This is a genomic window from Paenibacillus silviterrae (assembly GCF_030167925.1).
GTDB classification, from domain to species: domain Bacteria; phylum Bacillota; class Bacilli; order Paenibacillales; family NBRC-103111; genus Paenibacillus_G; species Paenibacillus_G silviterrae.
The window spans coordinates 1176768-1198381 of the sequence record NZ_JASKUT010000001.1; the positions used below are offsets into that span (position 1 = coordinate 1176768).

At 47.1% G+C, this 21614-nt stretch carries 25 protein-coding genes; all 25 read left to right on the forward strand.

Translation table 11 applies throughout. From position 1 onward, the window contains the following. Window positions 1-4 precede the first annotated feature (4 nt). The 25 genes from flgC (at window position 5) to QMO62_RS05175 (ending at window position 21600) form a co-directional block, all read left to right on the forward strand. Window positions 5-451 carry a flagellar basal body rod protein FlgC gene (flgC, locus tag QMO62_RS05055; RefSeq protein ID WP_284639029.1) on the forward strand — a complete coding sequence of 149 codons (447 nt, stop codon included), beginning with the start codon at window positions 5-7 and terminating at the stop codon, window positions 449-451. A gap of 29 nt (window positions 452-480) precedes the next feature. Continuing rightward, a complete protein-coding gene (gene fliE / locus QMO62_RS05060; protein ID WP_284639031.1) occupies window positions 481-780 on the forward strand; it encodes a flagellar hook-basal body complex protein FliE in 300 nt (99 codons plus the stop codon). Between the two features lie 43 nt (window positions 781-823). After that, complete coding sequence (gene fliF, locus QMO62_RS05065; RefSeq protein WP_284639033.1) at window positions 824-2422, forward strand: flagellar basal-body MS-ring/collar protein FliF; 1599 nt, start codon at window positions 824-826, stop codon at window positions 2420-2422. A 12-nt stretch (window positions 2423-2434) separates the two neighbouring features. Next, window positions 2435-3451 (forward strand): flagellar motor switch protein FliG, encoded by a 1017-nt coding sequence (fliG, locus tag QMO62_RS05070; RefSeq protein WP_284639035.1) that lies wholly within the window; start codon window positions 2435-2437, stop codon window positions 3449-3451. Next, window positions 3444-4265 carry a FliH/SctL family protein gene (locus QMO62_RS05075; protein WP_284639037.1) on the forward strand — a complete coding sequence of 274 codons (822 nt, stop codon included), beginning with the start codon at window positions 3444-3446 and terminating at the stop codon, window positions 4263-4265. The genes fliG and QMO62_RS05075 overlap by 8 nt, the downstream gene beginning before the upstream one ends. A gap of 2 nt (window positions 4266-4267) precedes the next feature. Beyond that, window positions 4268-5590, forward strand: a complete 1323-nt coding sequence (gene fliI, locus QMO62_RS05080) for a flagellar protein export ATPase FliI (protein WP_284639039.1) — start codon at window positions 4268-4270, stop codon at window positions 5588-5590. A gap of 9 nt (window positions 5591-5599) precedes the next feature. Next, window positions 5600-6040 carry a flagellar export protein FliJ gene (gene fliJ / locus QMO62_RS05085; protein WP_284639041.1) on the forward strand — a complete coding sequence of 147 codons (441 nt, stop codon included), beginning with the start codon at window positions 5600-5602 and terminating at the stop codon, window positions 6038-6040. 26 nt (window positions 6041-6066) lie between these two features. After that, window positions 6067-6999 (forward strand): MotE family protein, encoded by a 933-nt coding sequence (locus tag QMO62_RS05090; protein ID WP_284639043.1) that lies wholly within the window; start codon window positions 6067-6069, stop codon window positions 6997-6999. Window positions 7000-7026: 27 nt separating this feature from the next. Further along, window positions 7027-8445, forward strand: a complete 1419-nt coding sequence (locus QMO62_RS05095) for a flagellar hook-length control protein FliK (RefSeq protein ID WP_284639045.1) — start codon at window positions 7027-7029, stop codon at window positions 8443-8445. 42 nt (window positions 8446-8487) lie between these two features. Then, window positions 8488-8934, forward strand: a complete 447-nt coding sequence (locus QMO62_RS05100) for a flagellar hook capping FlgD N-terminal domain-containing protein (protein WP_284639047.1) — start codon at window positions 8488-8490, stop codon at window positions 8932-8934. Beyond that, window positions 8931-9305: a TIGR02530 family flagellar biosynthesis protein gene (locus tag QMO62_RS05105; protein WP_284639049.1), complete on the forward strand. Its 375-nt coding sequence runs from the start codon at window positions 8931-8933 to the stop codon at window positions 9303-9305. The genes QMO62_RS05100 and QMO62_RS05105 overlap by 4 nt, the downstream gene beginning before the upstream one ends. Before the next feature lie 88 nt (window positions 9306-9393). Continuing rightward, entirely contained in the window at window positions 9394-10233 is an 840-nt protein-coding gene (locus tag QMO62_RS05110) for a flagellar hook-basal body complex protein (protein WP_284639051.1), read from the forward strand. A 69-nt stretch (window positions 10234-10302) separates the two neighbouring features. After that, complete coding sequence (locus tag QMO62_RS05115) at window positions 10303-10524, forward strand: flagellar FlbD family protein (RefSeq protein ID WP_284639053.1); 222 nt, start codon at window positions 10303-10305, stop codon at window positions 10522-10524. 1 nt (window position 10525) lies between these two features. Then, window positions 10526-11002, forward strand: a complete 477-nt coding sequence (locus QMO62_RS05120; RefSeq protein ID WP_284639055.1) for a flagellar basal body-associated FliL family protein — start codon at window positions 10526-10528, stop codon at window positions 11000-11002. Between the two features lie 43 nt (window positions 11003-11045). Continuing rightward, complete coding sequence (gene fliM, locus QMO62_RS05125; RefSeq protein WP_284639056.1) at window positions 11046-12044, forward strand: flagellar motor switch protein FliM; 999 nt, start codon at window positions 11046-11048, stop codon at window positions 12042-12044. Continuing rightward, window positions 12034-13308, forward strand: coding sequence for a flagellar motor switch phosphatase FliY (gene fliY, locus QMO62_RS05130; protein ID WP_284639058.1), 1275 nt, complete (start codon window positions 12034-12036; stop codon window positions 13306-13308). The genes fliM and fliY overlap by 11 nt, the downstream gene beginning before the upstream one ends. Window positions 13309-13341: 33 nt before the next feature. Continuing rightward, window positions 13342-13704, forward strand: a complete 363-nt coding sequence (locus tag QMO62_RS05135) for a response regulator (protein ID WP_284639060.1) — start codon at window positions 13342-13344, stop codon at window positions 13702-13704. 53 nt (window positions 13705-13757) lie between these two features. Beyond that, on the forward strand, window positions 13758-14402 hold the full coding sequence (locus QMO62_RS05140) for a flagellar biosynthetic protein FliO (protein ID WP_284639062.1): 645 nt from the start codon (window positions 13758-13760) through the stop codon (window positions 14400-14402). Beyond that, window positions 14399-15169 carry a flagellar type III secretion system pore protein FliP gene (gene fliP, locus QMO62_RS05145; protein ID WP_284639064.1) on the forward strand — a complete coding sequence of 257 codons (771 nt, stop codon included), beginning with the start codon at window positions 14399-14401 and terminating at the stop codon, window positions 15167-15169. The genes QMO62_RS05140 and fliP overlap by 4 nt, the downstream gene beginning before the upstream one ends. 34 nt (window positions 15170-15203) lie before the next feature. Next, window positions 15204-15473 (forward strand): flagellar biosynthesis protein FliQ, encoded by a 270-nt coding sequence (gene fliQ, locus QMO62_RS05150; RefSeq protein WP_284639066.1) that lies wholly within the window; start codon window positions 15204-15206, stop codon window positions 15471-15473. Between the two features lie 11 nt (window positions 15474-15484). Beyond that, window positions 15485-16264: a flagellar biosynthetic protein FliR gene (gene fliR, locus QMO62_RS05155; protein ID WP_284639068.1), complete on the forward strand. Its 780-nt coding sequence runs from the start codon at window positions 15485-15487 to the stop codon at window positions 16262-16264. Window positions 16265-16278: 14 nt separating this feature from the next. Then, on the forward strand, window positions 16279-17370 hold the full coding sequence (flhB, locus tag QMO62_RS05160) for a flagellar biosynthesis protein FlhB (protein WP_284639070.1): 1092 nt from the start codon (window positions 16279-16281) through the stop codon (window positions 17368-17370). A 24-nt stretch (window positions 17371-17394) separates the two neighbouring features. Beyond that, window positions 17395-19428: a flagellar biosynthesis protein FlhA gene (gene flhA, locus QMO62_RS05165; protein ID WP_284639072.1), complete on the forward strand. Its 2034-nt coding sequence runs from the start codon at window positions 17395-17397 to the stop codon at window positions 19426-19428. Next, window positions 19425-20729: a flagellar biosynthesis GTPase FlhF gene (gene flhF / locus QMO62_RS05170; RefSeq protein WP_284639074.1), complete on the forward strand. Its 1305-nt coding sequence runs from the start codon at window positions 19425-19427 to the stop codon at window positions 20727-20729. The genes flhA and flhF overlap by 4 nt, the downstream gene beginning before the upstream one ends. After that, window positions 20722-21600 (forward strand): MinD/ParA family protein, encoded by an 879-nt coding sequence (locus tag QMO62_RS05175; protein WP_284639076.1) that lies wholly within the window; start codon window positions 20722-20724, stop codon window positions 21598-21600. Before flhF ends, QMO62_RS05175 begins: the two co-directional genes overlap by 8 nt. The last annotated feature ends 14 nt before the right edge of the window (window positions 21601-21614 follow it).

A 21614-nucleotide genomic window follows, 5' to 3' on the forward strand; every position in this document is an offset into this window, starting at 1 on the left:
ATAGATGAGATTGACCAATGGATTTGATATCAGCTCTTCCGCATTAACGGCGCAGCGGTTTCGTATGGATGTCATATCTTCCAATATCGCCAATGCGGATTCGACAAGAGCACAGCTTGTCAATGGGAAATGGGTTCCGTACCAAAGAAAGCTCGTTACTCTCGAGCCTAAGCAGCAGACGTTCGCTCAGGCCCTGCAGAATGCGCAGAACGGCGGAGCAGGAGAAGGTGTTCGTGTCACCAGGGTGATAGAAGATACTTCTCCCTTTAAGCAGGTCTACAATCCGACGCATCCCGATGCGGATGAGAATGGCTTTGTAATGCTGCCGAATGTGGATGTGCTTAAGGAAATGGTCGATATGATTTCAGCTACCCGTTCTTATGAAGCTAACGTTACGGCGTTGAATGCTTCCAAGAGTCTGATTACGAAGGCTCTGGAAATTGGAAGATAATAGACAAGATTGAGAGGGGCAAGTTTTAAATGATTGACAAGGTAAGCATGCAGCCGCTGAAGACGGTAGCCTCGGTGCAGCCTAAGACGGCAAGTCCGGCAGAGGTTTCGGAGCAATTCGGGCGTTTTTTGAATGAGGCTATCACGAACTTGAATGAACAGCAACAGGCTGTTGATGACGTTAATCAGAAATTTGTAAGGGGCGAAATTTCCGACGTGCACCAAGTGGTGCTCACTTCAGAAAAAGCATCCCTTGGACTGCAGCTAACGGTTCAGGTACGCAACAAGATGATCGAAGCCTATCAGGAAATTATGAGAATGCAGGTCTAACTTGAATGAATCTTAGCTTCAGTCGATCGGATGGGGTGAAATAGTGAACGAGAATGTTGTCCAGTATTGGAACCGGGTGAAACAGTACTGGAGTCAGTTTAGCAAAGCGCAAAAAATTACGTTCGCAGCCACAATTGTCATATTGCTTCTAACCGTGGGTGTGATTAGCTATAATTTTTCGAAGACGGAATACGCTCTAGCTTATACAAATTTACAGCCAGGCGATGCAGCGGCAATTAAGGGCTATCTGGACGGAGCCAAAATTCCTTACCAGCTAAGTGAAGACGGCAAGAGCATCGGAGTGCCTCGCAGCGAGGTGGCAAGCGTTAAGCTGGCAGTCGAGTCGCAGGGCTTGAATAAATCGGGTAATGTCGGATTCGGAGCTTTTAACGAAAGCAGCACTTTCGGAACGACCGACCGCGAGTTCGATGTAAAATACGTAAATGCTGTACAAGGCGAGCTTCAACAGCTGATCAATGCCAACAGTGCAGTAAACAGCTCCAAGGTCTTAATCAGCTTGCCGGAGAAAAGCTTATTTCTTCGAAGCGGTGACCAACCTAAAGCTTCGGCCTCGGTTGTCGTCAATCTGAAACCAGGCTATCAGCTGGATCAAGCGAAAATTGATTCAATGTACCGACTGGTATCTCACAGCCGAACCGATTTGCCGGTTGAGAACATTACGATTACCGATCAGAATGGCGACCCGCTCGAATATTCGAAGGGCGGCGCATCAATCACTTCAGGCAACCGCGCAAAAGAGCATTTTGACATCAACAATCAATTCCGCTTGGATGTTCAGCGGAACGTACAGCAAATGCTCGGTACCATTCTCGGCAGGGACAAAGTTATTGTAAGTGTATTCTCTACGATAAATTTTGATCAGACAAGAAAGACCGAGCAGCTTGTTACAGCTCCTAACCAAGTCGACCAAAAAGGACTGGAAATATCGCTGCAGGAAATTTCCAAAAACTATTCAAGCGATGGAGGCGGTCAGACTGGCGGCGTTCCGGGTACCGGTCAAACGGACGTACCGGGCTATCCCGGCGCTAGCAACACCGGAAAATCGAATTCCGAAGAACTGAGCCGGACCGTCAACCTGGAAGTGAACCGCATCAAGAACGAAATTGAGCTTACACCATGGGTTGTAAGAGATTTAACCATTAATGTCGGTATTGAACCACCGAATCCTGCGGATCCTGCGTCGCTTACGCCGGAGACGACGGAAGCCGTTCGTCAAATTCTGGTTAACGTGGTTCGTGCGGCGCTGGCCGATAACCGTCCTGCTCCTACTGACGATGACATTGCCAAAAAAGTTACCGTTTTCCCGCATACCTTTGCTCGAACAGCGGAAAATCAAGCGACAAGCACAAATCAGATGCTGCTTTACGGGGCATTGGGCGGTTTGGCACTGGCCTTGCTTGCCGGTGGCGCATTCTGGATGGTTCGCCGCCGCAAACAACGCGCGGAGGAGCTCGAGGAAGAAATGCTGGCGGCTTCCGAAGCGCCGAAGGTTGAGTTCCCAACCATTGATATCGATAATGTGAATAATGAAAATCAAGTACGTAAACAGCTGGAACAGCTCGCCAAGCGAAAGCCGGAGGAATTCGTCAATCTGCTGCGTACTTGGTTAGTAGAAGAATAGGGGTGAGCTCGCTTGGCTAAAGTGCTGCAATCCGGTTTATCCGGTCGTCAGAAGGCCGCTATTCTGCTTATCAGCTTAGGTCCGGAGGTATCCGCACAAATCTTCAAGCACTTGCGGGATGAGGAGATTGAGCAGCTAACGCTGGAGATAGCGAATGTCCGTAAGGTGGATAACTCAGAGAAGGAAGCCATTATGGCTGAATTCCATCAAATTTGTTTGGCGCAGGAATTCATATCGCAAGGCGGCATTTCGTACGCAAAGGACATTCTGGAGAAAGCCCTCGGTTCGCAGAAGGCGCTTGATATTATTAACCGTCTGACGGCCACCCTCCAGGTTCGCCCTTTTGATTTTGCTCGTAAAGCGGATCCGGCGCAAATTTTAAACTTTATACAGAATGAAAATTCGCAGACAATCGCTTTAGTGCTCGCCTACCTTCAGCCCGAGCAAGCTTCTATCATTTTGTCATCGCTGCCTCAGGACAAGCAGGCTGACGTAGCGAAACGTATTGCCCTGATGGACAGCACATCGCCTGAGGTGATAAGTCAAGTAGAACGGGTGCTTGAACAAAAGCTGTCCTCAACGGTGACGCAAGATTATACGAATGCCGGGGGTATTACCTCCATCGTTCAAATTTTGAACGGTGTTGACCGCGGGACAGAGCGCACCATTCTGGATTCCCTTGAAATTCAGGATCCGGAGCTTGCGGAAGAGATCAAGAAGAGAATGTTTGTCTTCGAAGACATTGTTAACATTGATAATCGTTCGATTCAGCGGATTATTCGGGATATCGAGAACGCCGATCTTCAGCTTGCTCTGAAGGTAGCGAGTGAAGAGGTTCGCGAAGCGATCTTCAAGAATATGTCCAAGCGGATGGCTGAATCATTCCGGGAAGAAATGGAATTTATGGGCCCGGTACGCTTGAGAGATGTAGAGGAAGCGCAGACCCGCATCGTAGCAACTATTCGTCGTTTGGAAGAATCCGGTGAAATCATCATCGCCCGCGGCGGAGGAGATGATATCGTTGTCTAATGTCATCAAGTATTTTCAATACGTTTCATTAGAAGACACGAAGATCGTCGAGGCACCTCCGAGCCCTGCCTTTGTTATGCCGGAAGAAGAATCCATTGAGGACGGGACGTCGGAAGAATACCAACAGCAGATCAATGAAGCGAATGAACTGAAAAATCAAATTTTGCAGGATGCCGAATCGTTTGCTGAAGAACAGGTACGACTTGCTATGGAGGAGGCTGCTGCCGTTAAGGAGCAGGCTCAAGCAGAAATTGAACAATGGTGGAGCGAGCGCAGAACTCAGGATCAAGACTTATTCGCTCAAGCAAGGCAAGACGGGTTTCAGCAAGGCTATGAAGACGGGCTGCGTCAAGCTGAAGAACAAATTCGCGAGCAATACCAAGGCATGCTTCAAGAGGCGGCCCAAGTATTAGAGCAGTCCTATGTACTCAAACAGCAGATCATTCAAGAATCGGAACCGTTCTTAATTGATCTTAGCACAGCCATTGCGGAGAAGATCATCGGCCATCAGCTAACTATCGAATCCGGCTGGGTTATCGAGCTGATCCAAGGCGTACTTGCCCGGCGCCGGGAAAAAGGAATCATTACCTTGTGTGTATCAGCGGCCCACTTTACTTACATCCAGGATGCGAGAGAAGAGCTGCTGCTTCATATCGATTCCCAAGCGGAGCTCCAGATTATTCCTGACCCGTCGGTAACGGATCACGGTTGTGTCGTTCGCTCGTCCTTCGGCAGTATTGATGCGAGAATCGATACACAGCTGAAGGAAATAAAGTCGGCACTCAGACAGCTAGCTAATCGAAACGAGGGATGAGCATGAATCAGGTGCCGAACGCAGCCAAATTTTTGGAGCAATTGCGGCAGGTAGACCCGATTCGAGTTAACGGCAAAGTAACACAGGTTATTGGATTGACCGTAGAATCCGAAGGGCCGGATGCCAGCATCGGTGATGTATGCTACATCTACCCATTCAAGTCCAGTCAACCACTGAAGGCGGAGGTTGTCGGCTTCAAGAACAACAAGGTCATTCTCATGCCCCTTGGTGAATTGGATTCAATCGGGCCGGGCTGTGATGTTGTCGGTACAGGCAAGCCGCTCACGGTTCAAGTAGGTCACGAGCTGCTTGGCAAAGTTCTGGACGGGCTCGGACAACCCTTGGACGGGACCTTTCTTCCCTCTAGGATGAGCCAGTATTCGACGAACAATTCGCCGAGTAATCCGTTGAAAAGGCCACGCGTGCTTGAGCCGATTAGCGTCGGTGTCCGATGTATCGACGGACTTTTAACGATTGGCAAAGGCCAGCGGGTCGGTATTTTTGCCGGATCCGGTGTCGGTAAGAGTACGCTGATGGGCATGATCGCCAGAAATACTTCAGCGGATGTTAATGTTATCGCCCTTATCGGTGAGCGGGGGAGAGAGGTTCTCGATTTCATTGAGCGTGACTTAGGTCCCGAAGGGTTAGCTCGCTCCGTTGTTATCGTAGCGACATCCGACCAGCCTGCCTTAATTCGAATCAAGGGTGCTTTAATTGCAACCAGTATTGCTGAATATTTTCGTGATCGCGGACTTAACGTCATGCTGATGATGGATTCGGTCACTCGTTATGCCATGGCTCAGCGGGAAGTCGGCTTAGCGGTTGGCGAGCCGCCTGCTACTAGAGGCTATACGCCTTCCGTGTTCGCTACACTGCCTAAGCTATTGGAACGTTCGGGTAACGGACCAAAAGGTTCAATTACCGCATTTTACACAGTCTTGGTGGATGGAGACGATATGAACGAACCGATTGCAGATGCGGTGCGGGGGATATTGGACGGGCATATCGTACTGAACCGGAATATAGCCAACAAAGGTCATTTTCCGGCAATCGACGTATTGGCCAGCGTCAGCCGTGTTATGAAGGAAATTGTACCGGTGGAACAGCAGCTCGCTGCCGAGAATCTTAAACGACTGATGTCTGTTTATAAAGATTCGGAAGATCTCATTAATATCGGGGCGTACCAAAAAGGATCGAACCCTGATATTGATATGTCGATTGATTACATTCAATCGATTTGGGACTATACCAAGCAGCGCGTGCATGAGAAGCTGACTTACGAAGAAGCGCAGCAGCGTTTAATTCAAGAATTTTACAGGGAATGAGGATGAAGCGTGCGTTTTCATTATACCTTCCAGAAAATAGTAGACCTGAAAACGAATGAAAAGACACAAGCGGAATGGGTTCTTTCTGAAGCTATGGGAAGGCTTAGACAGGAGCAAAGCTCATTGAGCGAGCTTCAGCAAGCCAAAGACAAGCTGTCGGAAGAGCTGCTGCGCGCATCCGAATCACGTACGACCATATCGGAGCTCAAGCTGATGCAAGGCTATTTGGAGCATATGGATCAATGCATTCATGCGAAGCATCAGGATGTTCAGAAGGCACAATCGCAGGTTCAGCTTAAGCAGGAGCATCTGACGGATAAAATGCTCGAAGAAAAAGTATGGACTAAGGCGAAGGAACAAGCATTTACCCGTTTTACCGCTACCATGCTCAAGAAAGAGCAGGAGCAAATGGATGAGATGGCAACCAATCGGTTTCGAAGATTATCATAAGTCATGAACAAGCAGGAGGTGAGGGTATGGCGAACGTCGATACGGAAAAATCCACATCTTACGGTGCCATGGAACGGTTTCTCATATGGTTCCTCATCCCTTTTGTATTTACCGCGGTGCTGCTCGGCGTATTGTTGACGATTTTCGACTACGATATTATGAACAACGTGCTTAGAACGGCTAATAAGCTTCCAGTTGTAAGCAGCATTATTCCTGATCCTAAGGATAAACCATCCGATGCCGGCACCAAGAGCACTACTGCCGATGGAAAAGCAGATACCACCACAACTGCACCGGCTGCACCGGAGGACAAAGTCGCAGAGCTGACCGCACAACTGCAGGCGAAGGATGCCGATCTGAAGAAAGCTGAGGCATTACTGCAGCAGCGTGATCAATTAATTAAGGATCTCCAGTTAAAGAATAGCGGCCTGGAAGAGCAGGCGAAGGTAAAGACGCAATCGGAAGACGAGTATACGAATCAAATTCAGCAGCTGGCGGCGATGTATGCCAAGATGACTCCGAGTAAAGCGGCGCCGATCATGGAAAACCTGACGACTCGCGAGTTGGTGCTTGTACTTAGCATGATGAAGACGGACGAACGGGTGAAAATACTCGAGAAGATGGATGCGAAGAAGGCCGCGGAGGCTTCGATCCTCCTCAAGGATCAAACTACCGTGCGCGATAAGCAAATTGCTGCACTTCAAGAGAGGGTAAATGTAACGCCCGCAGCGAGCAGCCAGTCGAATAACCTGACGAAGGATGACTTGGGCGCGACCTTTGCTAACATGACACCTAAAAGCGCAGCGACCGTTCTCCTGGAAATGCAAAAAACGACGCCTGAGAAGGTTATATCCATTCTGAGTTCAATGGATGTTGCCGGGCGCTCCAAAATCCTAACGGCCCTCTCGGAGCAGTCTAAGGATACAGCGGCTATTATTTCAGCTAGGCTCGCTCAATAAATTATTGGAAGGAGGTGAAAACAAAACATGGAGATTCAAGGACAAATGCCAATTCAAGCTACATCCGGCTCTGCAGGCTCTTCTGCTCAAGCTACGGGTGTCGCGGCGAACGGCGCAAATTTCTCTTCAGCCCTTAGCACGGTTATGACAACAGCTAACCCTTCTGCCGGTCAGGACCAGGCTCCTGCTGCCGGAGTATCGGCGTTGCTTCAATTGCTGATGCCATTATTGAATATGCAGCAATTGCCGGAGGAGCAGGCTAAGGAAATGACGGAATCACAGCTTGACGGATTAATTAAGCTGCTTGAGCAGTCCGATTCCGATCTTACGGACGATCTGTTGAATGATCCCGGTCTGCAAGCATGGCTCGCTGAGGTGCAATCCTTCTTTCTCACATTTCAGCAGGCTCAGGTCACACTGACAGAGCTTCCTGAGGGCGAGACTGCGATGGATGGCATTTCCGATGTATCGCTTACAACTGATGAGCCGATGGAGGCAGTAAGCCCATTTCTTTTCGTACCTCTTGATCATGGTAAGGGCACCACTGACCATTTAACAGAAACGAAAAGTTTGACAAAATCCGAAGCTATTCAATTACTTAATGACGTTAAGCAGCTGCTACATACAGCTTCTGGACTGTCAAACGGGGATCTGAAGCAAGTGATGAAGGAGCTTCCGGCCGTCGCGTTCGGTTTGCAGCAGCACGAGGATGCTGGCTTGTCGCAAGAGAACTCGGATGAACTGCACAGCAAAAACGTGATTCAAGTCGCAACGAGCTCGATTCAAAAGCTGGAGTATTTAGCTGCTAAAACGGTCACTCCCAAATTTGCAGTAGATATCCCAGCCGAACAGCATGACCAGCTTTTTGAACCACTAGAGACGGTAACTGCAGATACGGAAATGGCAGAACCGATCCCTATGCATGAATTCTTAAAGCATCAGCAGACAGCCGGCGCTACAGCCAAACCGGCTTACGTTCAAATGCCTGCGGCTACTTTCACGGACGATATGACAAGGTTTGTCGTTAGCTCCTTCTCGATTCAGACCTCATCGGAGGGCTTTACGGAAGCTAAGCTTTCCTTGTATCCGCAGCACCTCGGTCATGTAGAAGTGAAGCTGTCAATGCAGCATGGACAGCTAACCGCACACTTTATCGCTGACAACGCGGCAGGTAAAGAAATGCTGGAGAATCAGATGGCACAGCTTCGGTCGAGCTTGCAGAATCAAGGCATACAGATAGAAAAAATTGAAGTGTCTCAAAGCCAAAGCTTCCAATCTGGGATGTTTCAAGAGCAAAGGCAGCAGCAACCCGGACAATCGGGCAAACAATCGAAATCCGGTAATAAGAATTTGGATACTCTGGAAGTCGAAGGGACGGACGGAGCGGATTTTCAAAAGACAAGAGCTGCTCTTACAGGAACCGGCGTAATTGATTACTCGGCGTAATTACTTCAGCTTCGATGCTGGTGCTTACCGGGAGGTGAAGGAATGGCGGATACAAATATCGGTACACGGAATGTATGGCCTTATTATTCACAGGAAAATGTTCAACGGGCGGGGTCCGGAGACAAGAATAAATTGGGTAAAGATGAATTCTTGAAAATTCTCATCACACAGCTGAAGAATCAAGACCCAATGCAGCCGCTTCAAGATAAAGAATTTATCGCGCAGATGGCGCAGTTTACCTCCGTCGAGCAGTTGACTAATATGGCTAATGAGTTAAAATTTATGCGGCAATCATTAGGCTTTGCTTCCAGTCTTATCGGGAAGAACGTTACTTGGTCTTTGAAAAACGATAAAGGTCAAGAAGTTGCGAGCTCCGGCTTGGTAGAGGCTATCAAGGTAAGAAATGGGGAACAGCTGGCTGTAATTAACGGTCAGGAAGTATCTCTCGATCGAATCAGTAAAATTACGAATCCGGAGGAAACTCCATGACGGAACGAATATCCATTGGACAGCTTTATCCCAATGCCGTTCCACCTGCACGGACGCGTCAGCCTGTAACACCCGCTAAGGGGTCCAGCACATTTGATCAGATCCTGCAAAATCAATCTGTTCGTGTCAGTCATCATGCGGAAGAGAGAATACGCCAGCGGGGGATTGAGCTTAAGCCGGAGCAGCTGGCCAAAATCAATCATGCCATTGATAAGGCCGCCAAGAAGGGTGCAAAGGATTCGTTGATGCTCTTAGGGGACACAGCCTTTATTGTCAACATCAAGAATAGGACGATTGTCACGGCTATGGACGGCGACTCCATGAAAGATAATGTATTTACGCAGATCGACAGTGCTATGGTGATCACGTAAAGCAGGGGCTGGACCGAATCGGAGGCCCTTACCGCTGCGGATCGATTGAAGCAGCCATCTAGATCCCAATTAGGAGGAATTGAATCGAATGCTAAGATCACTTTATTCCGGCGTATCCGGTATGCGCGGCTTTCAAACAAAATTGGATGTTATTGGTAATAATATCGCTAACGTAAACACTGTAGGCTTTAAAGCAGGCCGTGTAATGTTTAAGGATATTTTGAGTCAAACGGTCGCAGGTGCTTCTCCGTCGGAGGATACAGTACGAGGCGGTGTTAACGCCAAGCAAATCGGTCTTGGTGTATCCATTGCAGCAATAGATACAATTCATACGCCCGGTAGTGCCATGACGACGAATGTAGTAACAGACCTTCGTATTGACGGTGACGGATTCTTCGCAGTAAAGAGTGACCCTGCTGCTACAGAGCCCTTTCTGACAAGAGCGGGGAACTTTACAGTCGACGCTAACCAGCAGCTTGTTACTGCAGACGGGATGTTTGTTATGAGCACGGACGGAGCTCCTATCGATCTGAAGGCTTTTGGTACGGTGACGGCATTCTCGATCTCTACTTCGGGAGAAATCATTACCGTAGATGATACAGGGGCAACCAATAACACAGGAACGTTTATTTCCGTTGTTAAAGTAGCGAACCCTGCCGGTCTTGAGAAGATCGGCGGCAACCTCTACCGTCAAACACCGAACTCGAATGATGTGGCGAATGCGCCTGTTTCCTCCAACTATAGCCAGGCTAATGATGCAGCGCTAGGAACCGGGGCCATCATTTCAGGTCAATTGGAAATGTCTAATGTTGATTTAACCGCCGAATTCACAGAGATGATTGTTGCTCAGCGCGGCTTCCAGGCGAATTCCCGGATTATTACAACTTCTGACCAAGTGCTGCAAGAGGTTGTTAATCTGAAACAATAATAGTGTAGAATGAAGGTTTAAAAGGGGGAGGAGCCCTCCCCCTCCATTCAAGCTAAGTGGAGGTATGGGATGGTTACTTTAACCCGATTGAACGGCAAAAAGCTGGTGATTAATGCTTTGCTTATCGAATCCATCGAAGAAACACCGGATACAATGGTGACATTAATTACCGGAAAAAAAATTATGGTCCTTGAAAGCACAGAAGAAGCAGTACAACTGATTCAAAGCTATTGTCAATCGATTGGACTTGTAGCGGGTACTTTTAAGAGCTTGAATTCGGAGGGGTCGTAAGTTGTTAAAGAATAAGATTTTCATTATGCTGGTTGCGATTCTAATTGCTATTACATTAATATTGACGGCAGCCTTTGTTCTGTGGAACTATATGATTAAAAGTAACGATTCCCCTGAGAATGCGGCTCAAAGCTCTGCAAGTCAAGTAAAGCAGGCCAAGAAGCTGACACCGGATCAAATTAAAGAAAATACAGTTATTATTAAGGATATAACTACAAATTTAGCCGGCAATGCTAAGTTCATTAAAGTTAGCTTCGCCTTTGAACTTGAAAATAAGAAGGCAAAGGAAGAGTTCGAAAAGCTGGATTTCAAAATGAAGGCCATTATTATTCAAACCTTGGCTGACATGACTGCGGAAGAAGCAAGCGGCGGAAAAAGCTTTGATACTCTAACCTCTGTCCTTATGAATAAAATGAATCCTTTACTTCAGGAAGGGAAATTAAATCAAATTTATATTACGGATAAAGTGCTTCAATAGAAACGGGCATTCTCCATGATATAGCACAGAGGAGGTGACGCTAATGGTTGATGTTCTCTCGCAGAATGAGATTGACGCTCTGCTTGCCGCATTGTCTTCTGGTGAGATGGATGCCGAGGAGCTCAAAAAAGAAGAAACGCAAAAGAAGGTCAGGGCTTACGATTTTAAGAGGGCGGTTCGATTCTCTAAGGACCATATTCGAAGCCTAACTCGAATTCATGAGAATTTTGCCCGTTACTTGACGACATATTTTTCAGCTCAATTAAGAACCTTCGTACAAATTAACGTTGTACAAGTTGAGCAGCTGCCCTATGATGAATTTATCCGTTCGATTCCTAAAATGACCATTTTGAATATTTTCGAAGCAGAACCTTTGGAAGGCAGAATGGTGCTTGAGGTACATCCGAATGTAGCGTTTGCCATGGTGGACCGTTTGCTCGGCGGTGCTGGAACGTCTCCAACGAAGATTAATGCGCTCACAGAGATAGAGACGATCGTCATGGAACGGATCTTCAGCAGAGCCTTCGAGAGCCTCCAGGAAGCTTGGAAGACGGTGGTGGATTTATCTCCTAGGCTTGAGGCGCTGGAGACGAACCCGCAGTTCATGCAAATCGTATCACCGAACGAAACGATAGCTCTTATTTCCTTAAGCACTAAGATCGGCGATACTACGGGGATGATCAATTTATGTATTCCTCATGTTGTTATTGAGCCTATCATGCCCAGATTATCGGTACACCATTGGTTTGTATCTCAGAAGAAGGTTCGGGCCCCGGAAGAGGTTATGGCTTTACAGTCCAGGCTGCATAAGGCCAAGCTGCCCATCATTGCAGAATTGGGAACTTCGCAGATTAATGTTCGCGAATTTTTGAATCTTAATGTCGGTGATGTGATTACGCTCAACAAGTCCGTTGACGAGCCGCTTCATATACGTATTGGGGAAAAGCTCAAGTATTACGGTACTCCTGGTACGGCCCGCGGTAAGCTTGCCATTCAAATCAGTGAGTCTGTAGAAGAAGGAGTAGAAGAGAATGACGAATAACAAAGACTATTTGTCACAGGAAGAGATTGATGCTCTTCTGAGACAAGCGTCCGATGGAGGCGGCTCTGACAGCTCCGGCTTATCTCCGGTCTTGGATGATTACTTATCTTCGTTAGAGCAGGATGCGCTTGGGGAGATTGGTAACATCACATTCGGAAGTGCTGCTACAGCTCTATCGACGCTTCTCGGTAAGAAGGTGGATATTACTACACCGAAAGTATCCATAATCGCGCGTGAAGAATTGGTTCAGGAGTTCCCCAAGCCCCATGTAGCCGTACATGTCAATTATGTGGACGGGTTTCATGGGATCAATCTACTTGTGATCAAGACTCGTGATGCTCAAGTCATTGCGGATCTGATGATGGGTGGGGACGGGACCGGTCAGAACATGGAATTGTCGGAAATTCACATCAGTGCCGTACAAGAAGCGATGAATCAAATGATGGGTTCTTCGGCGACTTCCATGTCGACCATCTTTAACCGGTTCGTTAATATCTCGCCGCCAGGCATTGATATATTGAATTTATCCGAACAGGGAGACCAGGCCCTTCCTCCGGAAGACGTGTTTATCAAAATATCGTTCCGGCTCACGATCGGCGACTTGATCGACTCGACCATCATGCAGCTTCTTCCGGTAGGATTTGCAAAAGATATGGTTTCCATACTTATGGGCGGAGGTGACATGAACCCAGAACCGGCTCCAACACCTGCACCGGCGACACAACCGGCAGCTCAGCAGCCGCCTGCGCCAGCATCAGCAGCGCCAAGTATGCCTGCTCCTGATCCATACGCCCAACCAATGTATCAGCAGCCGCCTATGCAACAACCCATGTATCAACAACCGCCGATGCAGCAACCGATGTATCAACAGCCTATGATGCCTCAGCAGCCAATGATGCCGCCGCAACCGGCTACCTACGGCATGCATGCGAACCGCAACGTAAATGTGCAGCCTGCTCAGTTTTCTAATTTCAGTACGCCACACTTGACCGCTGCGGAAGATACAAACCTGAATTTACTACTGGATATCCCTCTTAAAGTAACAGTAGAATTGGGTAGGACACATAAGGTTATTAAAGATATTTTGGAGCTTTCCCAAGGATCGATCATCGAGCTGGATAAGCTAGCCGGTGAGCCTGTGGATATTCTCGTTAACAACAAGCTGATCGCCAAAGGCGAAGTTGTCGTTATTGATGAGAATTTCGGTGTACGTGTTACGGACATCGTCAATCAATGGGATCGCATTCAAAAATTACAACAATAAATATTTACTCAACCCTAGGAGGATTGGTTATCCATGGCTAACCGCATTTTGATCGTAGACGACGCTGCTTTTATGAGAATGATGATTCGCGATATTCTAACAAAGAACGGATATGAAGTTGTTGGAGAAGCAAACGACGGGGCGCAAGCCATTGAGAAATTTAAAGAGCTTCGTCCGGACCTGATTACGATGGACATCACGATGCCTGAGATGGATGGAATCAATGCATTGAAAGAGATTAAAAAGCTGGATGCCAATGCAAAGGTTATTATGTGCTCTGCAATGGGACAGCAAGCCATGGTAATCGATGCCATTCAAGCCGGCGCGAAAGACTTTATCGTGAAGCCGTTCCAGGCGGACCGCGTTATTGAAGCAATCAAGAAGACATTGGGTTAGCGGATTTAAAGCAGCATGGGGAGAGTTTGTTCAACCCGAAAGGAATGTGAAACTTGAAACGACTCGCAACCAAGTTGGCAGCAGCTTTGATTTTCGTTTCAGCACAAACAGCAGTATTCGCTGCTGTTTGTTTTGGAGCAATAGGAGAAGACACAACGAAGTCCCCTGACTTAGGCGATCCAGCTGGAAAGCCTATTGTAGGAGGGGGGGCAGGCGATACGTTTGTCATGATTCTAAAGGTAATTTTCTTCCTTATCCTTATTATCGGTTTGTTTTTTGTGATTATGAAGATCGTTTCGCAAAAAAATAAACTACTGTTCGGCCGCTCGATCCGCTCCTTGGGCGGGGTTCCGCTGGGGCAGAACAAATCCATTCAAATCGTAGAAATCGGACGTTCTCTCTATGTGGTCGGCGTTGGGGAGAACGTTCAACTACTCGAAAAGATAGAGGATGAACAGGAGGTAGCTTATATTACTGATTTGATGACGGCATCGTCTGTAGCACCGGGCTTTGACGCATTTGGCAGCTGGGTTCAGAAGCTTCGCAGCAAGCCTGCCGACAATGAACTGGAAGAGACGGAAATGTCATTTCAGCAAGTGTTCCACAACAAAATGCAGCGTGTTTCCGATCGTAAGAAGCTGGCCGAGGAACTGCTGACACAAGATCAATACACGGATCGGTTGAATGATAAATCATGAAGAACAAATTGAGATGGATTCCAGCTATTATCGCCGTACTAGTGATCGTCTTGGGCTACTCTTCGCCGGTCTACGCGGCGAATCCGATCCCTGGGATCAACATCGACATCGGAGGAACGGATGCGAATACTCCGGCAGGCGCTGCAAGCACGGTCAATATATTGCTCCTGCTCACGATTCTAAGTATCGCTCCTTCGATACTAGTGCTGATGACAAGCTTTACGAGAATCGTCATTGTACTAGGTTTTGTAAGGACCTCGCTTGGGACACAGCAAATGCCTCCCAATCAGGTATTAATCGGATTAGCTTTATTTCTAACCTTTTTTATCATGGCGCCAACGCTCGGTGAGATTAATCAGACGGCATATCAGCCGTATATGAAGGGCGAAATTTCGCAGACGGCCGCTTTAGACAAAGCATCGGTAACCATCAAAAAATTTATGTTTCAGCATACGCGGGAAAAGGATTTAAAGCTGTTCTTGGACTATACGAAGGCAGCGCCTCCCACGGGAGTCGAAGATACGCCACTTACCGCACTGGTACCTGCTTACGCTATAAGTGAATTGAAGACGGCTTTTCAGATGGGGTTTATGATTTTTATCCCGTTTCTTGTCATCGATATGGTAGTAGCGAGTACGCTAATGGCAATGGGGATGATGATGCTTCCACCGGTTATGATCTCGCTGCCTTTCAAAATTTTATTATTCATCCTCGTGGATGGTTGGTACTTGGTCGTACGGTCACTACTGTTAAGCTTTAATACGTAAACGATCGTTGAAGACTGTCAGGAGGAGAATAACGTTGAGCTCCGAGTTTATCATTAAGCTGGCCGGCGAAGCGGTTTATACCACACTTAAGGCTAGCGCACCAATGATGGTGCTGGCTCTGGTTGTGGGATTGATTGTCAGCATTTTTCAGGCGACGACGCAAATTCAAGAGCAAACGCTGGCGTTTGTACCCAAAATCGTGGTAGTATTGCTGGCATTATTGGTATTTGGTCCGTGGATTCTTACCACCTTGGTCGACTTCACTTACAATCTGCTTAACAATTTATATAAATTTGTAGGTTAGGTTGTGAGCGAATGGATTGGATGCTGCAATATTATCCTGGATTTCTGCTATTTTTTTGTCGAATCACCTCTTTTTTTGTAGTATCACCGGTCTTTTCAGCTCAAAACGTGCCGAACCCATTGAAGCTTGGCTTAGCTGTGTTTGTAGCTTTTATTTCTTTCATCAGTCTTGGCACCTCAACACCCGTTACTTTGGATTCGATATTTTGGCTGTTGATACTTCGGGAAATATTGGTCGGACTTTTTCTCGGATTCATTGCTTACTTATTTTTTACCGTTGTACAAATTGCGGGAGCTTTTATCGATATTCAGATTGGTTTTGGTATAGCGAATGTGATTGACCCTGTAACGGGTGCTCAGAGTCCGCTTATGGGGAACTTGAAGTATATGGTAGCCCTATTGCTATTTTTTAGCTTTAACGGTCATCACTATTTGCTTGAAGGGATCATGCGCAGCTACGAATGGATTCCGCTAGATAACGAACTTTTTACTCATATATATAACGGCCGAATCTCTGATTTTATGCTACGCACTTTTTCCGAGGTGTTTACACTTAGCTTTCAAATGGCTGCTCCCATCATAGTTGCCTTGTTCCTTACTGATTTGGGTTTGGGACTACTGGCGAGAGTTTCACCACAGTTCAATATTTTTGTCATAGGGATGCCTCTTAAAGTCCTGTTGGGATTAATGATGTTAATCTTACTATTCCCTGGCTACCAGTTGCTTTTTAAAGATTTGTTTAAAGCCATGCTGGAAGCAATTCAACGATTTTTCGGTGTGTTTGCTGCTTGAACGGAGGGAACAACGTGACAACGCTTCGCTACCAATTGGATCTACAGTTATTTTCGGGTGAGAAGACGGAATCCGCGACCCCCAAAAAGAGGCAGGAAGCTCGTCAAAAAGGTCAAGTCGCCAAGAGTATGGACTTGTCCGCTGCGTTTATTTTATTTTTCACGTTTATGTCCTTTGTATTGTTTGGTAGTTTCATGAAGGATCAACTATTGGCGATGTTTAAGTCCATATTCTACGATTTTCTTCTCTATGATCCAACGATTGAAAATGTACAAACCTTGGGTACACGGTTACTTTTGCAAATGCTCATGATTGTAGGCCCGATATTCTTAATCGCGCTTGTGATCGGTGTTGCCGCGAATTACCTTCAGATCGGTTTTCTTTTTACGGCAGATCCCTTGAAGATGAAGTTTGAAAAGATCAATCCGATCTCTGGAGCCAAAAATATTTTTTCTTTGCGTTCCGTCGTGGATTTTCTGAAGTCTGTACTTAAAATGAGCATCATAGGTGTTGTCGTTTTTAACACCCTATGGGGAGAGCGTAGTCAAGTGATGGAGCTTGCTCATCATCCCATAGAAGATATCCTTTGGTTTACCTCTTCTCTTACGTTATCTCTTGGATTGAAAATCGGTTTGATCCTAATTGTTCTAGCAATATTCGATTATATGTACCAGCGGTATGAGCATGAAAAAAGCTTGAAAATGTCTAAACAGGATATTAAGGACGAATATAAGAAAACAGAAGGCGATCCGTTAATCAAAAGTAAAATCCGTGAGAAGCAGCGAAGAATGGCTATGCAGCGGATGATGCAGGAAGTTCCCAAAGCCGATGTGGTCATTACGAACCCGACTCACTTCGCTATTGCTCTTAAGTACGATGCAGAGAAGATGCAGGCACCCATGGTAATCGCTAAGGGAACGGATTATATCGCCCTAAAAATCAAACAAATCGCCAAGGAAAACGGTATCATGACAATGGAAAACAAACCGCTGGCTCGTGCGTTGTACGCTCAAGTAGAGATCGGGGAAGCCATTCCGAACGATATGTTCCAGGCCGTAGCAGAGGTTCTAGCATATGTATACAAAGTTAAAGGAAAAGCGAACTAATTACAGAAGGGAGGGCATCTGGCAATGAAACTAAAGGATTTAGTGGTATTAGTCGGCGTGATTGGGATCGTCTTGATGATGGTTGTGCCGCTCCCGCTGATGTTGCTTGATGTCCTGCTCATCATTAATATTGCTTTTGCTCTCGTTATTATTTTGATTGCAATGAATACAACAGATGCTTTGCAGTTCTCTATTTTTCCATCATTGCTCCTCATCACCACCTTGTTTCGGTTGGCTCTCAACGTTTCGACAACCCGAAATATTTTGGCCAACGGGGATGCCGGTAATGTGGTCGCAACCTTTGGTTCCTTCGTTGCCCAAGGCAATATCGTAGTCGGCTTCGTCGTCTTTATCATCCTTGTCTTGGTGCAGTTTATCGTAATAACCAAAGGTTCCGAGCGCGTTGCCGAGGTCGCCGCACGATTCACACTCGATGCGATGCCGGGTAAACAGATGAGTATCGACGCCGATTTGAACGCAGGTATGATTAATGAGCATCAAGCAAGAGAGCGCCGCGAAAAAATATCTCGTGAAGCGGATTTCTATGGCGCCATGGACGGTGCGAGTAAATTCGTGAAAGGGGATGCCATCGCCGGCATCATCATGCTTATCATCAATATCATCGGCGGCTTGATTATCGGGGTGGCGATGAAAGGCAAATCGTTCGCGGAAGCAGGGGAGCTGTACTCGATCATGACGATCGGTGACGGCTTGGTTAGCCAAATCCCGGCACTGCTGATTTCAACCGCTTCCGGTATTATTGTTACCCGAGCCGCTTCGGACGGTAACCTCGCTCAAGATCTGACGGCGCAGCTTTTCAATTATCCAAAGCTGCTTTATATTGTAGCCGCTACGATAACAGGACTCGGCATTTTTACACCTATTCACTTTTATACTACGTTTCCGATTGCGCTATTAATCGCTTTTGGCGGTTATAAGATGCAGCAAAATCAAGTCAAACAGCAGGCAGCGGAAGTTCAGCTTGAAGAAGAGCAGCAAATCGAGGAAGTACGCAGTCCGGAAAGTGTTATCAGTCTTCTCCAGGTGGATCCTATCGAGTTTGAATTTGGTTATGGTTTGATTCCACTTGCGGATACGCAGCAGGGCGGGGATTTGCTAGACCGGATTATTCTTATTCGAAGACAATGTGCCCTTGAACTGGGGATTGTCGTGCCGGTCATCCGCATTCGCGATAATATCCAGCTTCGTCCTAATGAATATGTGATGAAAATTAAAGGGAATACCGTTGCACGAGGCGAGCTCCTTCTAGGACATTACTTGGCAATGAGTCCCGGCATCGATGATGATTCGATTTCCGGTATCGAGACCTTGGAGCCTGCCTTCGGACTCCCTGCGATCTGGATTGACGAACAGACGAAGGAACGTGCGGAGCTCTCCGGGTATACGGTAGTGGATCCGCCTTCGGTGGTTGCCACCCATATGACGGAAATCATAAAGAAGCATGCCCATGAGCTCTTAGGAAGACAGGAAACGAAGGCTCTAGTGGAGAATGTGAAGGAGAATTATCCGGCATTGGTGGACGAGCTGATACCAGGAGTCTTGTCCCTTGGGGATGTGCAAAAGGTATTGGTTAAGCTGCTTCGCGAGAAAATTTCCGTACGCGATTTGGTAACGATCATGGAAACCTTGGCTGACTACGGAGGCTATACGAAGGATCCTGAAATTTTGACAGAGTACGTGAGACAGGCCTTATCCAGACAAATTACCCAGCAATATGCAACCGGGGGAGATTCCCTTAAGGTGATTACCGTCGGGCCGTCGTTAGAGAAGAGAATCGCGGAATCGGTGCAGCAATCGGATCAAGGCAGCTATTTGGCGCTCGACCCTACATCAACTCAAGTAATTTACCAAAAGATTAGCGACCAAGTGACGAAGCTGTTGCAGTCGGGACAGCAGCCGATTGTTCTGACCTCTCCTACAATTCGCATGTACTTGCGGCAGCTTTTGGAACGAACCATGCAGGACATTCCGGTATTGTCTTACAGCGAGCTTGAACCAAATGTGGAAATTCAAAGCATGGGAGTTGTTAATCTATGAGAGTAAAGCGCTATGTAGTAGATTCCATGCCGGATGCCTTACAGAAAATACGTACGGACCTTGGCAAAGACGCGGTCATTTTGAATACTAAGGAAATTCGTTCCGGCGGTTTTCTCGGGTTGTTTTCGAAGAAAAAAATTGAGGTAATTGCTGCGACAGATACGGCGGCTGCCGTCGGTGGAGCTGGAGTTCCATCGCCTATCGGGACAGGAAAGCAACCTCAACAGGCCCAGATGCAGAACCCGATCATTCCGCCGGTGCAGTCATCAAGCAAACCTGCATTCGCATCCATGCTGCAGGAGGAGAGGGCGTCACTTTCTTTTCCTGAAGTACCCGACGTGTTTCCAACGGCTTCGACAGGCAGTACTCAGGTCTCGATCCCAACCATGGTGAAACAGGCACCAACGGCTGTGAAGCCTCGAGAGGATGCCCTGCTCGAAGAGTTAAAACAGATGAAGGAAATGATGCATAAGCTTTCTAAGATGAGCCTTCAACAACCGGAGCTGGATCCACTTCTGTTGGAACTGGAACAGCGGCTAATCGATCAGGAGCTGGAACCGCTGCTTATACAGAGGCTCATTGCACGTGTCCAGGAGGAAGTGGAGTCAGAGGGTACCTCTCTTACCAAGGAAGCAGCTATCGCGTCCTTGAAGAAGCAGCTTCTGGAGATCCTTGTGCCGAGCCAAAGCAAGCCGATTTCTCCGCACACTCAAATCGCACATTTCGTCGGTCCGACCGGTGTCGGTAAAACCACTACAATCGCTAAGCTCGCGGCCGAGCAAGTATTGAAGTATGGACGGAAGGTAGGGTTTATCACTTCCGATACGTATCGAATTGCTGCAGTCGAGCAGCTCAAAACGTACGCGACCATTTTGAATGTTCCTCTAGAAGTCGTTTTTTCTCCGCTCGATTTGAACAAAGCATTCGAGCAGCTGAAGGATCGCGACATCATCTTTATGGACACGGCCGGACGTAATTTCCGCAATGAAATGTACGTTTCCGAGCTGAATGCCCTGCTGCAGTCGCGGGGGCAAAGTGAAACCTTCCTTGTATTGAGTTTAACGACGAAGTATAAGGATATGAAGGCTATTACGGAAAATTTCAGCAAATTTAAGCTGGACAAGGTATTGTTTACCAAGATGGATGAAACGGATTCCTTCGGACCGATTGTCAATCTAATCCATGAATTTCAGCTTCAGCTATCCTATATGACCAACGGACAGAGCGTGCCGGATGACATCGTAGAACTGGACGAAAAGCATATCATCGATCTGATTCTGGAGGACTACAAGCATGAATGACCAAGCACAAGGATTACGGAATCTGATACAGCATCAGCAGGAGCTACGATCGAAATCAACCCGGATTATTACGGTTACCAGCGGCAAGGGCGGGGTAGGGAAATCGAATTTTACATTGAATTTTGCTCTGACGCTTCAAAAAAAAGGCTATAAGGTGCTCGTATTCGATGCCGATATCGGTTTGGCAAACATCGATGTATTGATGGGGGTTACAGCGAAGTACAATTTGTATCATTTGCTCAAAAAAGAAAAGTCGATCTCCGAAATTATCCATACCGGTCCAAACGGTTTGCAATTTATTGCTGGAGGATCAGGCTTCAATGACTTGATACGTCTTACTGAAGAGCAGCTTGACTACTTTGCAGAGCAAGTCAATCAATTAAACGGCCTTGTCGATTTTATTATATTTGACACAGGAGCCGGCTTATCCAAAGAGACATTGAAATTTATAATTGCGGCGGAAGAGACGATCGTCGTTACTACGCCGGAGCCGACTTCGATTACCGATGCTTATGCCATCATTAAAATGGTCAATTCGATGAACTACAAGATCCCCTTTAAGCTTGTGGTAAACCGGGTTACGGATGGCAAGGAAGGAAAGCAGACGGCGGACAAAATCAGCCTGGTTGCCAAACAATTTTTACAGCTGGACATTCCGGCGCTTGGCTATGTGCCGGATGACAGCAGCGTATCCAAAGCCGTCAAGAAGCAAATTCCGTTTACCGTAGCCTTTCCTAATAGCGATGCATCGCGCGGCATTAGTGAGCTGGTAGATGATTTTCTTGCCAATCAGCCGAGGACAGAGCAAGATGCAGGTGCAGGAGCGATGAAAGGCTTTATCAATAAAATGTTAAAAATGTTAAAGCAATAAACGTGCCATCCTCT

Coding starts and splice junctions, on each gene's coding strand:
- QMO62_RS05110 (WP_284639051.1), top strand. CDS start 9,394: ATGCTAAGATCACTTTATTCCGGCGTATCCGGTATGCGCGGCTTTCAA.
- fliP (WP_284639064.1), top strand. CDS start 14,399: ATGAAGAACAAATTGAGATGGATTCCAGCTATTATCGCCGTACTAGTG.
- QMO62_RS05095 (WP_284639045.1), top strand. CDS start 7,027: ATGGAGATTCAAGGACAAATGCCAATTCAAGCTACATCCGGCTCTGCA.
- QMO62_RS05100 (WP_284639047.1), top strand. CDS start 8,488: ATGGCGGATACAAATATCGGTACACGGAATGTATGGCCTTATTATTCA.
- QMO62_RS05105 (WP_284639049.1), top strand. CDS start 8,931: ATGACGGAACGAATATCCATTGGACAGCTTTATCCCAATGCCGTTCCA.
- fliR (WP_284639068.1), top strand. CDS start 15,485: ATGGATTGGATGCTGCAATATTATCCTGGATTTCTGCTATTTTTTTGT.
- QMO62_RS05135 (WP_284639060.1), top strand. CDS start 13,342: ATGGCTAACCGCATTTTGATCGTAGACGACGCTGCTTTTATGAGAATG.
- QMO62_RS05090 (WP_284639043.1), top strand. CDS start 6,067: ATGGCGAACGTCGATACGGAAAAATCCACATCTTACGGTGCCATGGAA.
- fliY (WP_284639058.1), top strand. CDS start 12,034: ATGACGAATAACAAAGACTATTTGTCACAGGAAGAGATTGATGCTCTT.
- flhA (WP_284639072.1), top strand. CDS start 17,395: ATGAAACTAAAGGATTTAGTGGTATTAGTCGGCGTGATTGGGATCGTC.
- flgC (WP_284639029.1), top strand. CDS start 5: ATGAGATTGACCAATGGATTTGATATCAGCTCTTCCGCATTAACGGCG.
- fliE (WP_284639031.1), top strand. CDS start 481: ATGATTGACAAGGTAAGCATGCAGCCGCTGAAGACGGTAGCCTCGGTG.
- fliI (WP_284639039.1), top strand. CDS start 4,268: ATGAATCAGGTGCCGAACGCAGCCAAATTTTTGGAGCAATTGCGGCAG.
- flhF (WP_284639074.1), top strand. CDS start 19,425: ATGAGAGTAAAGCGCTATGTAGTAGATTCCATGCCGGATGCCTTACAG.
- QMO62_RS05115 (WP_284639053.1), top strand. CDS start 10,303: ATGGTTACTTTAACCCGATTGAACGGCAAAAAGCTGGTGATTAATGCT.
- fliM (WP_284639056.1), top strand. CDS start 11,046: ATGGTTGATGTTCTCTCGCAGAATGAGATTGACGCTCTGCTTGCCGCA.
- QMO62_RS05175 (WP_284639076.1), top strand. CDS start 20,722: ATGAATGACCAAGCACAAGGATTACGGAATCTGATACAGCATCAGCAG.